This window comes from Lelliottia nimipressuralis, assembly GCF_004115925.1.
Taxonomy (GTDB): domain Bacteria; phylum Pseudomonadota; class Gammaproteobacteria; order Enterobacterales; family Enterobacteriaceae; genus Enterobacter; species Enterobacter nimipressuralis.
In genome coordinates, this window is sequence record NZ_SDDX01000025.1 from 1 (window position 1) to 12,966 (window position 12,966).

13 protein-coding genes and 1 tRNA gene are annotated in these 12,966 nt (G+C 55.1%); 10 read left to right on the forward strand and 4 right to left on the reverse strand.

The window, feature by feature from the left end; translation table 11 throughout:
- Nucleotides 1–63 precede the first annotated feature (63 nt).
- Nucleotides 64–139, forward strand: a tRNA-Trp gene (locus tag ETG88_RS18740).
- Between the two features lie 90 nt (nucleotides 140–229).
- On the opposite strand, the gene hdfR is transcribed toward ETG88_RS18740, so the two are convergent.
- Entirely contained in the window at nucleotides 230–1,051 is an 822-nt protein-coding gene (hdfR, locus tag ETG88_RS18745) for an HTH-type transcriptional regulator HdfR (RefSeq protein ID WP_129036093.1), read from the reverse strand.
- Between the two features lie 118 nt (nucleotides 1,052–1,169).
- On the opposite strand from hdfR, the gene ETG88_RS18750 reads away from it, so the two are divergent.
- On the forward strand, nucleotides 1,170–1,508 hold the full coding sequence (locus tag ETG88_RS18750; RefSeq protein WP_100778408.1) for a MaoP family protein: 339 nt from the start codon (nucleotides 1,170–1,172) through the stop codon (nucleotides 1,506–1,508).
- A 31-nt stretch (nucleotides 1,509–1,539) separates the two neighbouring features.
- On the opposite strand, the gene ETG88_RS18755 is transcribed toward ETG88_RS18750, so the two are convergent.
- Nucleotides 1,540–3,060, reverse strand: a complete 1,521-nt coding sequence (locus ETG88_RS18755) for a YifB family Mg chelatase-like AAA ATPase (RefSeq protein WP_129036094.1) — start codon at nucleotides 3,058–3,060, stop codon at nucleotides 1,540–1,542.
- A gap of 342 nt (nucleotides 3,061–3,402) precedes the next feature.
- On the opposite strand from ETG88_RS18755, the gene ilvL reads away from it, so the two are divergent.
- The 7 genes from ilvL (at nucleotide 3,403) to ilvA (ending at nucleotide 9,952) form a co-directional block, all read left to right on the forward strand.
- Nucleotides 3,403–3,501, forward strand: a complete 99-nt coding sequence (ilvL, locus tag ETG88_RS18760) for an ilv operon leader peptide (protein WP_023620831.1) — start codon at nucleotides 3,403–3,405, stop codon at nucleotides 3,499–3,501.
- A gap of 86 nt (nucleotides 3,502–3,587) precedes the next feature.
- Nucleotides 3,588–3,644: a peptide IlvX gene (gene ilvX / locus ETG88_RS22355; protein ID WP_194514210.1), complete on the forward strand. Its 57-nt coding sequence runs from the start codon at nucleotides 3,588–3,590 to the stop codon at nucleotides 3,642–3,644.
- Nucleotides 3,641–5,287 carry an acetolactate synthase 2 catalytic subunit gene (gene ilvG / locus ETG88_RS18765; RefSeq protein ID WP_129036095.1) on the forward strand — a complete coding sequence of 549 codons (1,647 nt, stop codon included), beginning with the start codon at nucleotides 3,641–3,643 and terminating at the stop codon, nucleotides 5,285–5,287. The genes ilvX and ilvG overlap by 4 nt, the downstream gene beginning before the upstream one ends.
- Nucleotides 5,284–5,547, forward strand: coding sequence for an acetolactate synthase 2 small subunit (ilvM, locus tag ETG88_RS18770; protein ID WP_095283916.1), 264 nt, complete (start codon nucleotides 5,284–5,286; stop codon nucleotides 5,545–5,547). Before ilvG ends, ilvM begins: the two co-directional genes overlap by 4 nt.
- An 18-nt stretch (nucleotides 5,548–5,565) precedes the next feature.
- Nucleotides 5,566–6,495: a branched-chain-amino-acid transaminase gene (gene ilvE / locus ETG88_RS18775; RefSeq protein WP_100778411.1), complete on the forward strand. Its 930-nt coding sequence runs from the start codon at nucleotides 5,566–5,568 to the stop codon at nucleotides 6,493–6,495.
- Between the two features lie 59 nt (nucleotides 6,496–6,554).
- The gene (gene ilvD, locus ETG88_RS18780) at nucleotides 6,555–8,405 is read left to right on the forward strand and encodes a dihydroxy-acid dehydratase (protein ID WP_107702630.1); all 1,851 of its coding nucleotides are present in this window, start codon (nucleotides 6,555–6,557) and stop codon (nucleotides 8,403–8,405) included.
- 2 nt (nucleotides 8,406–8,407) lie between these two features.
- Entirely contained in the window at nucleotides 8,408–9,952 is a 1,545-nt protein-coding gene (ilvA, locus tag ETG88_RS18785; protein WP_102105673.1) for a threonine ammonia-lyase, biosynthetic, read from the forward strand.
- Here ilvA and ilvY read toward each other — a convergent pair.
- Nucleotides 9,949–10,839: an HTH-type transcriptional activator IlvY gene (gene ilvY, locus ETG88_RS18790; RefSeq protein WP_100778413.1), complete on the reverse strand. Its 891-nt coding sequence runs from the start codon at nucleotides 10,837–10,839 to the stop codon at nucleotides 9,949–9,951. The genes ilvA and ilvY overlap by 4 nt on opposite strands.
- A 148-nt stretch (nucleotides 10,840–10,987) precedes the next feature.
- Between ilvY and ilvC the strand changes: the two genes are divergently transcribed.
- A complete protein-coding gene (ilvC, locus tag ETG88_RS18795) occupies nucleotides 10,988–12,463 on the forward strand; it encodes a ketol-acid reductoisomerase (RefSeq protein ID WP_129036096.1) in 1,476 nt (491 codons plus the stop codon).
- Between the two features lie 151 nt (nucleotides 12,464–12,614).
- Here the strand turns inward: ilvC and ppiC are convergent, their stop codons facing one another.
- A complete protein-coding gene (gene ppiC / locus ETG88_RS18800) occupies nucleotides 12,615–12,896 on the reverse strand; it encodes a peptidylprolyl isomerase PpiC (protein ID WP_015960967.1) in 282 nt (93 codons plus the stop codon).
- Between the last annotated feature and the right edge of the window lie 70 nt (nucleotides 12,897–12,966).

Below are 12,966 nucleotides of genomic sequence, written 5' to 3' on the forward strand. Positions count from 1 at the left end.
CCGTTCCGCCACTTATTAAGATATTAAGCCTGCTTACCTAGCAGCTTAATAGCAAGAAGATTTAGGGGCGTAGCTCAGTTGGTAGAGCACCGGTCTCCAAAACCGGGTGTCGCGAGTTCGAGTCTCTCCGCCCCTGCCATATATAATCCTTTGCTTCGGCAAAGGATTTTTTTTGCATTGAATACCTCAAAAACCCTGCCTTTCTTGCGTCCCTGCAAGGCTCTCAAAACTAATCCATCACATTGATTTTCAATAGATCTTTAATTTGAACATGCTTGTCGCTGTTCTGAAGCCAGATCGCATAGAGTGGCCGGACAAGCGTTGTAGAATCAGAGACAGTATGCAGTCCGGATTTGTCATCCGCCCAACGAGTGGGTAACCAGGTGCAACCATTGAGAAGGTCTAATTGCTGACAGGCAATCTCTGCAGAGCTGGTCGTCAGTGAAGGGACATCATCCGCCGCGATCAAACCCACTTCATGCTGCTGGAAATCGGGGCCCCATTCCAGTCGTAAATAGCTGAGATCCGCTTTCATCATCGAAGGCTGAGAAGCATAGAGTGCCAGATTAAATTGTCCCAGGATCTGGCTGCTAAATTCATCCATTTTGGGGGCTTCAGTCGTGATCAGCAGATCTAACTGCCGCTCATGTAACTGCTTCACCAGCGACTGCCGCTGTGCAATTCGGGCTTCAAATTGCAGGTTGTTGTGCGACTTATACAATCGTGTAAGCCACTGGCTCAGCATGCATTCCCAAAGGGATGCACTCGCCCCGATAGAAAACTCGTTGTATCTGGAAGTATGTGCCACCTCCTTTCGCGCCGCCTGCCAGGTATTCATCAGTGTTTCAGCGTAGGGTAAGAGCTTCTCACCAGCCGCCGTTAAGCGAATATTGTTGCGATGGCGGGTAAAAAGATTCACACCGAGTTGATTTTCCAGCTGACGAATACGAAAACTCACCGCTGACTGTGTCAGGTAGAGTGCTTCCGCCGCTCGCCCAAAGTGACGCGTTCTGCTCACTTCGAGGAAAGTTTTTAGCAATTCCGTATCCACATCTTTCTCCGCAAAATTATTTGTCGTGATGATTTAAATGTTTTGTTTGACGCTCTGTCAAGCGTAACTAATACTCCGCGCCATAAATAGCTCGGCCAAAGAATTAGGAGCGTGTAGGATGGCGGAAAGCTTTACGACAACTAATCGTTTTTTCGACAATAAAAATTATCCGCGCGGGTTCTCTCGTCATGGCGATTTCACCATCAAAGAGGCGCAACTGCTTGAGCGCCATGGTTATGCCTTTAACGAGCTGGATCTGGGGAAACGTGAGCCTGCAACTGAAGACGAAAAACTGTTTGTTGCCGTTTGCCGTGGTGAGCGTGAGCCAGAATCTGAAGCAGAACGTGTATGGATCAAATACATGGCTCGCATTAAGCGACCGAAGCGTTTCCATACTCTCTCCGGCGGTAAGCCGCAGATGGAAGGTGCAGAAGACTACACCGAATCTGACGATTGATATGATGTGAAAAGGGGCTGCGGCCCCTTTTTTACGCCAGCATCTTTTGCAGATGTAGCAGCAAACGGTCTATTGCGCGATAACTTAGCGCTTCCTGCAGATGCTGCCGCGCGATATCACCACTCCCCTCCAAATCAGCGATAGTACGCGCCACCTTCAACAGGCGTTGCCATGCTCGTACTGAGAGGCCAAATCGCGTCAGCGTCTCTTCCAGCCAGCGTGAATCAACTTCGGACAGACAACAAAACTGACGGATCTCTGCGTTATCGAGTCGCGCATTGAGCTTTTTCTGACGTAAGTACTGCCGTTCCTGGGCACGAATCACGCGTTCCCGTACGGTGCTGCTGTTCTCCCCTGTGTTACTCATCTGGCTGAGCACTCCCGGTGGCGGCAGTGGGATTTCGAGCGAGAGATCGAAGCGGTCGAGGAACGGGCCTGACAGTCGTCCCAGATAGCGAAGTGTTTGCTCAGGCGTACTCCGGTTGTGGTTGCCCTGGTAATGGCCTGATGGGCTGGGATTCATGGCAGCAATGAGTTGGAACTGCGCCGGATAGCTGATCTTGGCCCGGGCACGAGAGATATGAATTTGCCCGGACTCGATCGGTTCGCGCAGGGCATCCAGAACACGTCTTTCGAATTCAGGTAATTCATCCAGAAACAGAATACCGTGGTGAGCGAGGGAAATTTCACCAGGTATCGGGATCGAACCGCCGCCAACCATCGCCGTGAGTGAGGCGCTGTGATGTGGGGAGCGAAACGGCCTTCTGCGCCAGTGTTTCTGTAGGGATGTGGAATTCGTCAGACTAATGATTGCTGCGCTCTCCAGAGCCTCATGGTTGCTCAGTGGGGGCAACAAACCGTTCAGCCGACTGGCAAGCATAGTTTTCCCTGTGCCTGGCGGCCCAATCAGCAGCAGGTTGTGGCCGCCAGCCGCGGTGATTTCCAGCGCGCGCTTGCCCTGCTCCTGACCGATGATGTCGCTAAGATCCTCCAGATGTTCCGGCACACCGATACGATTCTCTTCAGGTTCAGCCAACTCATGACGCCCCTCCAGAAACGCGCACACTTCCTGTAAATGTCCGGCAATCAGGCACCCCTTTTCCTCAATGAGGCTGACTTCTGAGGAGTTCTCAGTAGCGACGATGATATGTCTACCGGCCTTTAACGCGGCTAACGCTCCCGAGATTGCGCCTGGAACGCCTCTTAACGCGCCTGTAAGCGCCAGTTCGCCCACAAACTCATACCGATTCAAATGGGGAGCGTTAAGCTGCTCAGAGGCGGAGAGAAGCGCTATGGCGATAGGTAAATCATATCGCCCGCCTTCTTTTGGGAGGTCGGCAGGGGCCAGGTTGATGGTTATCTTCTTGGCGGGAAAGGTATAACCGCTATTGATGATAGCGCTGCGCACGCGATCCCGGGCCTCTTTCACGGTGGTTTCCGGGAGTCCGACGAGGGTTAAGCCGGGCAGTCCATTGCTCAGATGAACTTCCACAGAAATCAGCGGCGCCTGTACGCCCAACGCTGCGCGAGTATAAACGACTGACAGTGACATAGGTGTCTCCTTTGCCAGTCACTATGCCAGTGTGTTTTGTGGTTTTTTAGCGTCAATTGCAGACATTACGAGGTGTGGTCATGCTTTTTAGTGAAACAAAGTCACACTTGCTTTATGACCGAAGAGCGATCGCAAATGCGCAAAAATCGACGTTTTCTCTGTTGGAGACACTATTAAAAAATGAAAAATATTCATTTTCTATTTTCCTTATATAAAACAAACATTTTTTGCGAAAGTATTCGCTAGCTAAGCAATCGCGTCATAAATATTTCTTGTGTTTAATTCAATGTCTGTGATAACTCTTTAGGTATTCCTTCGAACAAGATGCCAAAAGAACTCAAAATGACAGCCCTTCTACTAGTGATTAGCCTGGTCGTGATTAGCGTGGTGGTGATTATTATCCCACCGTGCGGGGCTGCACTTGGACGAGGAAAGGCTTAAAAAACAAGCCTTAACGAACTAAGACCCCCGCACCGAAAGGTCCGGGGGTTTTTTTATGACCTAAAAACTTAAATGAGGAGCAGATAATGACAACTAGCACAAAATTCTGTTTCTCCAGATTTATGACGGGGAACTCACTATGAACGGGGCACAATGGGTAGTACATGCGTTGCGAGCGCAAGGAGTCGAGACGGTCTTCGGTTATCCGGGTGGCGCAATTATGCCGATTTACGATGCACTGTATGACGGCGGCGTGGAGCACCTGTTGTGCCGACACGAGCAGGGCGCGGCGATGGCGGCGATTGGTTTTGCCCGCGCGACCGGTAAAACGGGCGTTTGCATGGCCACTTCAGGACCGGGTGCGACCAACCTGATCACTGGCCTTGCTGATGCGCTGCTGGATTCCGTTCCCGTCGTCGCCATTACCGGGCAGGTTGCCTCACCGTTTATCGGTACCGATGCGTTTCAGGAAGTGGACGTTCTCGGTTTGTCCCTGGCCTGCACCAAGCACAGCTTCCTGGTGCAGTCGCTGGAAGAGCTGCCGCGCGTCATGGCAGAGGCCTTCCAGGTGGCAAACTCAGGCCGTCCTGGCCCCGTTCTGATTGATATCCCCAAAGATATTCAGGTAGCAGTCGGCGATTTAGAACCGCACTTCTCCACCGTTGAAAATGATGACTTTTTCCCGCAGGTGGAAGTTGAACTGGCTCGCCAGATGCTGGCCCAGGCGCAGCAACCGATGCTGTATGTCGGGGGCGGAGTGGGGATGGCGCAAGCGGTTCCCGCGCTGCGCGAATTTATCGCTGCAACGCAAATTCCTGCGACCTGCACCCTGAAAGGGCTGGGTGCTGTTGAAGCGGATTACCCGTATTACCTCGGCATGCTGGGGATGCATGGCACCCGGGCCGCAAATCTGGCGGTGCAAGAGTGCGACCTCCTGATCGCCGTTGGCGCGCGTTTCGATGACCGTGTGACCGGTAAGCTGAACACCTTCGCCCCGAATGCCAAAGTGATCCATATGGATATCGATCCGGCCGAAATGAATAAACTGCGCCAGGCGCACGTGGCGTTGCAGGGCGATCTGAACGCGCTGTTACCGGCGTTGCAGCAGCCGTTGTCCATCAATGAATGGCGTCAGCACACGGCGCAGATGCGCGTGGAAAATAGCTGGCGTTACGATCATCCTGGTGAGGCAATTTACGCACCGCTGCTGTTAAAACAACTGTCGGATCGCAAACCAGCTGACTGCGTCGTTACCACCGATGTCGGCCAGCACCAGATGTGGTCTGCCCAGCATATGACCTACACCCGACCGGAAAATTTCATCACCTCCAGCGGATTAGGCACCATGGGCTTCGGCCTGCCAGCAGCCGTCGGCGCTCAGGTTGCACGCCCGAATGACACGGTCATCTGCGTTTCGGGGGATGGGTCGTTCATGATGAACGTGCAGGAGCTGGGCACGGTTAAGCGCAAACAGCTGCCGCTGAAAATCCTGTTACTGGACAACCAGCGTTTAGGCATGGTTCGCCAGTGGCAGCAGCTCTTTTTCCATGAGCGCTACAGCGAAACTACCCTCACCGATAATCCTGATTTCCTCGTGCTGGCCAGCGCCTTCGGCATCCCTGGCCAACACATCACCCGTAAAGACCAGGTTGAAGCGGCACTCGACACCATGCTGTCCAGCGAAGGGCCATACCTGCTTCATGTCTCAATCGACGAACTTGAGAATGTCTGGCCGTTGGTGCCACCTGGCGCCAGTAACGCACAAATGATGGAGAAATTATCATGATGCAACATCAGGTCGCCGTTCAGGCCCGCTTCAATCCAGAAACATTAGAGCGCGTATTGCGCGTCGTTCGCCACCGTGGTTTTCAGATCTGTGCCATGAATATGGAAACCGCTACCGATGCCCAGAACATAAATATCGAATTGACCGTTGCCAGTCCACGGTCGGTCGACTTACTGTTTAGCCAGTTAAGTAAACTGGTAGATGTTGCCCATGTGGCCATCTGCCAGAGCACAACCACATCACAACAAATCCGCGCTTAAGCGTGACAGGAAGAAAACATGACGACGAAGAAAGCTGATTACATTTGGTTCAACGGTGAGATGGTTCGTTGGGAAGATGCCACGGTACACGTGATGTCTCACGCCCTGCACTATGGTACCTCTGTGTTTGAAGGTGTCCGTTGCTACGACTCTCACAAAGGACCAGTGGTGTTCCGCCATCGCGAACACATGCAGCGTCTGCATGACTCAGCCAAAATTTATCGTTTCCCGGTCTCTCAGAGCGTTGATGAGCTGATGGAAGCGTGCCGCGAAGTGCTCCGCAAAAACAATCTGACCAGCGCCTATATTCGCCCGTTGGTGTTCGTGGGTGATGTGGGCATGGGCGTTAACCCGCCAGCCGGTTACTCCACTGACGTCATCATTGCCGCGTTCCCGTGGGGAGCTTATCTGGGTGCAGAAGCTCTGGAGCAGGGGATCGACGCAATGGTTTCATCCTGGAATCGCGTCGCACCAAACACTATCCCAACGGCCGCGAAAGCGGGCGGTAACTACCTCTCTTCCCTGCTGGTCGGCAGCGAAGCGCGCCGCCACGGCTATCAGGAAGGTATCGCTCTGGACGTGAACGGCTACATCTCAGAAGGCGCCGGTGAAAACCTGTTTGAAGTGAAAGACGGCATTCTGTTCACCCCGCCATTCACCTCCTCAGCACTGCCGGGCATCACCCGTGATGCAATCATCAAGCTGGCGAAAGATCTGGGTATCGAAGTCCGTGAACAGGTTCTGTCCCGCGAATCCCTGTACCTGGCAGATGAAGTGTTTATGTCCGGTACCGCAGCTGAAATCACCCCGGTTCGCAGTGTGGACGGTATTCAGGTCGGCGAAGGCCGCCGTGGCCCGGTTACCAAACGTATTCAGGATGCATTCTTTGGCCTCTTCACCGGTGAAACGGAAGATAAATGGGGCTGGTTGGATCAAGTTAATTCATAAGCATAATTTTGGGGCGGCACGCACCGTCCCAGTGAATATTCAGACGGGAGTAAAAGAGCATGCCTAAGTATCGTTCCGCCACCACCACCCATGGCCGCAATATGGCCGGTGCCCGCGCGCTGTGGCGCGCTACCGGGATGACCGACGCTGACTTCGGTAAGCCGATTATCGCTGTGGTTAACTCCTTTACCCAGTTTGTGCCGGGGCACGTCCACCTGCGCGATCTGGGTAAACTGGTTGCTGAGCAAATTGAAGCCGCAGGCGGCGTGGCGAAAGAGTTCAATACCATCGCTGTCGATGATGGTATCGCGATGGGCCACGGGGGCATGCTCTATTCACTGCCGTCGCGCGAGCTGATCGCCGATTCGGTCGAGTACATGGTTAACGCCCACTGCGCCGATGCGATGGTGTGTATCTCCAACTGCGACAAAATCACCCCAGGGATGCTGATGGCGTCCCTGCGCCTGAACATTCCGGTGATCTTCGTCTCTGGCGGCCCGATGGAAGCCGGTAAAACCAAGCTTTCTGACAAGATCATCAAGCTCGACCTGGTCGACGCGATGATTCAGGGCGCGGACCCGAAAGTCTCCGACGAGCAGAGCGATCAGGTTGAGCGCTCAGCGTGTCCGACCTGCGGTTCCTGTTCCGGGATGTTCACCGCCAACTCCATGAACTGCCTGACCGAAGCCCTCGGCCTTTCCCAGCCAGGTAACGGCTCCCTGCTGGCAACGCACGCGGACCGCAAACAGCTGTTCCTGAATGCGGGTACTCGCATCGTGGAACTGACCAAACGTTATTATGAGCAAGACGACGTCAGCGCGCTGCCGCGCAACATCGCCAACAAAGCGGCGTTCGAAAATGCCATGACGCTGGATATCGCCATGGGCGGTTCCACCAATACCGTTCTGCACCTGCTGGCTGCGGCGCAGGAAGCTGAAATTGATTTCACCATGAGTGACATCGACAAGCTTTCCCGCAAAGTGCCGCAGCTGTGTAAGGTCGCGCCAAGTACGCAGAAATACCACATGGAAGACGTACACCGTGCCGGTGGCGTGCTGGGTATTCTCGGCGAACTGGAACGCGCCGGTCTGCTGAACCGTGAAGTGAAAAACATTCTCGGCCTGACGCTGCCGCAAACGCTGGAGCAGTACGACGTGATGCTGACCAAAGACGACGCGGTGAAAAAGATGTTCCGCGCCGGTCCGGCAGGTATTCGCACCACGCAGGCCTTCTCGCAGGATTGCCGCTGGGACACCCTGGATGACGACCGCGCTGAAGGCTGCATCCGTTCTCTGGAAAATGCCTATAGCAAGGACGGCGGTCTGGCCGTGCTGTACGGCAACTTTGCTGAAAACGGCTGCATCGTAAAAACAGCGGGCGTGGACGACAGCATTCTGAAATTCACCGGCCCGGCGAAAGTGTACGAAAGCCAGGACGCTGCGGTAGACGCGATTCTGGGCGGTAAAGTGGTGGCGGGCGATGTGGTTGTTATCCGCTACGAAGGGCCAAAAGGCGGGCCGGGCATGCAAGAGATGCTCTATCCGACCACTTTCCTGAAATCTATGGGCCTCGGCAAAGCCTGCGCACTGATCACCGATGGTCGTTTTTCCGGCGGTACCTCTGGTCTCTCTATCGGCCACGTTTCTCCGGAAGCCGCGAGCGGCGGCAACATCGCCATCATTGAAGACGGTGACATGATTGCGATCGACATTCCGAATCGCGGCATTCAGTTGCAGCTGAGCGAGCAGGAAATTGCCGCGCGTCGTGAAGCGCAGGAAGCCCGTGGCGATAAAGCCTGGACGCCAAAAGATCGCCAGCGCGAAGTCTCCTTCGCCCTGCGCGCTTATGCCACCCTTGCCACCAGTGCGGACAAAGGCGCGGTGCGCGATAAATCCAAGCTTGGGGGCTAATGATGGCCGAATCACAACCCTTATCCGCCGCCCCTGAGGGGGCGGAATATCTCAGAGCGGTGCTGCGCGCACCGGTCTACGAGGCTGTGCAGGTCACGCCTCTGCAGAAAATGGACAAGCTGTCGTCCCGTCTTGATAACGTGATCCTGGTGAAACGTGAAGATCGCCAGCCGGTACACAGCTTTAAGCTGCGCGGTGCCTACGCGATGATGGCCGGGCTAACCGAAGAGCAAAAAGCACGCGGCGTCATTACCGCGTCAGCGGGAAATCACGCCCAGGGCGTGGCGTTTTCCGCCGCGCGTTTAGGGCTGAAAGCGCTGATCGTGATGCCGGTGGCCACGGCGGATATCAAAGTGGACGCGGTTCGCGGTTTTGGTGGCGAAGTGCTCCTGCACGGTGCCAATTTTGATGAAGCGAAGGCGCGCGCCATCGAACTGGCGCAGCAGCAGGGCTTTACCTGGGTGCCACCGTTCGATCACCCGATGGTGATTGCGGGGCAGGGCACGCTGGCGCTGGAGCTGTTGCAGCAGGATGCGCATCTCGATCGGGTGTTTGTCCCGGTGGGCGGCGGCGGTCTGGCGGCGGGTGTCGCAGTGCTTATCAAACAGCTGATGCCACAGATCAAAGTGATTGCGGTGGAAGCGGAAGATTCTGCCTGCCTGAAAGCGGCGCTGGATGCCGGTCATCCGGTCGATCTCCCGCGCGTCGGGCTGTTTGCTGAGGGCGTTGCGGTCAAGCGCATTGGCGACGAGACCTTCCGCGTTTGCCAGGAGTATCTCGACGATATCATCACCGTCGACAGCGATGCGATCTGCGCGGCTATGAAAGATCTGTTCGAGGATGTCCGTGCAGTCGCGGAGCCGTCGGGTGCTCTGGCGCTGGCGGGAATGAAAAAATACATCGCTCAGCACAACATTCGCGGGGAACGCCTGGCGCATGTGCTGTCCGGCGCGAACGTCAACTTCCACGGCCTGCGCTACGTGTCCGAACGCTGCGAACTGGGTGAGCAACGCGAAGCGCTGCTGGCGGTGACGATCCCAGAAGAGAAGGGCAGTTTCCTTAAATTCTGCCAGCTGCTCGGCGGGCGTTCCGTCACAGAGTTTAACTATCGCTTTGCCGATGCGAAAGATGCCTGCATTTTTGTCGGTGTGCGTCTGAGCCGTGGGCTGGAGGAGCGCAAAGAGATCCTCCACCTGCTGAATGAAGGCGGCTACAGCGTGGTGGATCTCTCTGATGACGAAATGGCGAAGCTGCATGTTCGCTATATGGTCGGCGGGCGTCCGTCGAAGCCGTTACAGGAGCGTCTGTTCAGCTTTGAGTTCCCGGAATCACCGGGCGCGTTGCTGAAGTTTCTGCACACCCTCGGTACGCACTGGAACATCTCTCTGTTCCACTACCGTAGCCATGGCACCGACTACGGGCGTGTGTTAGCGGCATTCGAACTGGGCGAGCACGAGCCGGATTTCGAAACGCGGCTGAATGAGCTGGGTTACGATTGTCACGACGAGACCCATAACCCGGCGTTCAGGTTCTTCCTGGCGGGCTAGTGGTTCGGCAATATCTGCCAAAACGCGTCAATAAGCGGCTCATGCAGCCGCTTTTTTTGTGCGCATACGCCAAGCTCAAACGGCGTTTTCTCATCGCTCCGCTCTAAAATCATCACGCGATTACGCACCGGCTCGGGGCTATTTTCCAGCACCACTTCCGGCAGCAACGCCACGCCACAGCCGAGCGCCACCATCGACACCATCGCTTCGTGCCCGCCCACTGTCGCATAAATCGACGGGTTGCTGATTTTTTGCCGACGGAACCACAGCTCGATGCGGCGGCGGACGGGCCCCTGGTCGGCCATGATGAACGGCACCGTTGCCCAGTCAGGATTATCGACGGATATCTGATTGCGCACCGGGCACGGTAGAGCCGGAGCGATTAACACCACGGCCAGATTCTCCAGCATCGAAAACGCAACCGCACCGGGCAGCGTTTCGGGTTTACCCGCAATCGCCAGATCCGCTTCACCCGTCACCACTTTCTCCATCGCATCTGCGGCATCGCCCGTGGTGAGCTTGATTTCTACCGACGGATGTTCGGCACGAAAACGATCGAGAATCGGCGGCAGGTGGCTATAGGCCGCCGTCACGGAGCAGAAGATATGCAGTTCGCCAGAGAGGGACGGCCCCTGCTGATCGATGGTGTGCCGCAGCTGCTGGTACTGAAGTAAGGTCTGTTGGGCGAAGGTTCGCAGCTCTTCGCCCGCTTCCGTGAGCGTCACGGTGCGGTTGTCGCGCACAAATAGCGCCTGACCGAGGTCCTCTTCCAGGCGCTGAATTTGCCGGGAGAGCGTGGAGGGACTGACGTGCATGGCCCGCGCGCTGCGGCCAAAATGACGGCTTTCTGCCAGATGCAGAAAGGTTTTGAGATCGCGTAAATCCACAGATCGCTCCCCACGGTTTTACATTGCAGAAATTGCAACGTGACGTTGTGAATATATCAATTTCCGCAATAAATTTCCTGTCATATAGTAAGTTCATTCTCGCATAAGCGACCCGAACAATAAGCAACACAACATCACGGAGTTCACCATGGCTAACTACTTCAATACACTGAATCTGCGTCAGCAGCTGGCACAGTTGGGCAAATGCCGCTTTATGGCGCGCGATGAATTCGCCGATGGCGCGAGCTACCTTCAGGGTAAAAAAGTGGTCATCGTCGGCTGTGGCGCACAGGGTCTGAACCAGGGCCTGAACATGCGTGACTCCGGTCTGGACATCGCTTACGCCCTGCGTAAAGAAGCGATTGCTGAGAAACGTGCTTCATGGCGTAAAGCGACCGAAAACGGCTTCAAAGTGGGTACCTACGAAGAGCTGATCCCGCAGGCAGATCTGGTGGTTAACCTGACGCCGGACAAACAGCACTCCGACGTTGTGCGCTCTGTTCAGCCGCTGATGAAAGACGGCGCGGCGCTGGGTTATTCTCATGGTTTCAACATCGTTGAAGTGGGCGAGCAGATCCGTAAAGACATCACCGTGGTGATGGTTGCGCCGAAGTGCCCAGGTACCGAAGTGCGTGAAGAGTACAAACGTGGTTTCGGTGTGCCAACCCTGATTGCGGTTCACCCGGAAAACGATCCGAAGGGCGAAGGCATGGCGATTGCCAAAGCCTGGGCTGCCGCTACCGGCGGTCACCGCGCAGGTGTCCTGGAATCTTCCTTCGTGGCAGAAGTGAAATCTGACCTGATGGGCGAGCAGACTATCCTGTGCGGTATGCTGCAGGCCGGTTCTCTGCTGTGCTTCGACAAGCTGGTGGAAGAGGGTACCGACCCGTCTTACGCAGAAAAACTGATTCAATTCGGCTGGGAAACCATCACCGAAGCGCTGAAACAGGGCGGTATCACGCTGATGATGGACCGTTTGTCCAACCCGGCAAAACTGCGTGCTTATGCGCTCTCTGAGCAGCTGAAAGAGATCATGGCGCCGCTGTTCCAGAAACATATGGATGACATCATCTCCGGCGAATTCTCCTCCGGCATGATGGCTGACTGGGCCAACGACGATAAAAAACTGCTGACCTGGCGTGAAGAGACCGGCAAAACCGCGTTCGAAACCGCTGCCCAGTTTGACGGTAAAATCAGCGAGCAAGAGTACTTCGATAAAGGTGTTCTGATGATCGCGATGGTGAAAGCGGGCGTTGAACTGGCGTTCGAAACCATGGTGGATTCCGGCATCATTGAAGAGTCTGCCTACTACGAATCACTGCACGAGCTGCCGCTGATTGCCAACACTATCGCTCGTAAGCGTCTGTACGAGATGAACGTGGTTATCTCTGATACCGCTGAGTACGGCAACTACCTGTTCTCTTACGCTTGCGTACCGCTGCTGAAAGAGTTCATGACGACTCTGCAGCCAGGCGATCTGGGTAAAGCGATTGCAGAAGGCACGGTGGATAACGCGCAGCTGCGTGACGTGAACGAAGCGGTTCGTAGCCATGCAATTGAGAGCGTGGGTCATACGCTGCGCGGTTATATGAAAGATATGAAGCGTATCGCTGTCGCTGGCTGATACCTCATCACCTTTCGAGTTGCAGATGCGTTGGCAGAATTCGCACAGCCCAGTCACTGAGTAGGGTTGTGCGCATTTAGCGCCTTCCTGCAAATCGAAATGACACTAAAAAAGCCCGGTAAGGCGTAGCCGCCACCGGGCTTTTTGCTGCTTAGTTGCGGTACAGCACTTTAATGATGTGGTAACCGAACTGGGTGTGCAGTGGGCCGGTTGGCTCCAGCACCGGGCAGGAGAACACCACTTTATCAAACGCAGGAACCATCTGGCCCTGACGGAATTCACCTAAGTGGCCGCCTTTTTTGCCTGACGGGCAGGTAGAGTGTTTCTTCGCCAGTTTCTCGAAGTCCGCGCCGTTTTTGATCTGCTCCAGAAGATCCAGTGCCAGTTTCTCTTCTTTAACAAGAATATGCAGTGCTGCTGCTGTTTTTGCCATGATCGTGCCTTGAGTGGTATGGATTAGGCTCGCTATACTACCACACGCGATTTTCCTTTTTCTTCTCCTC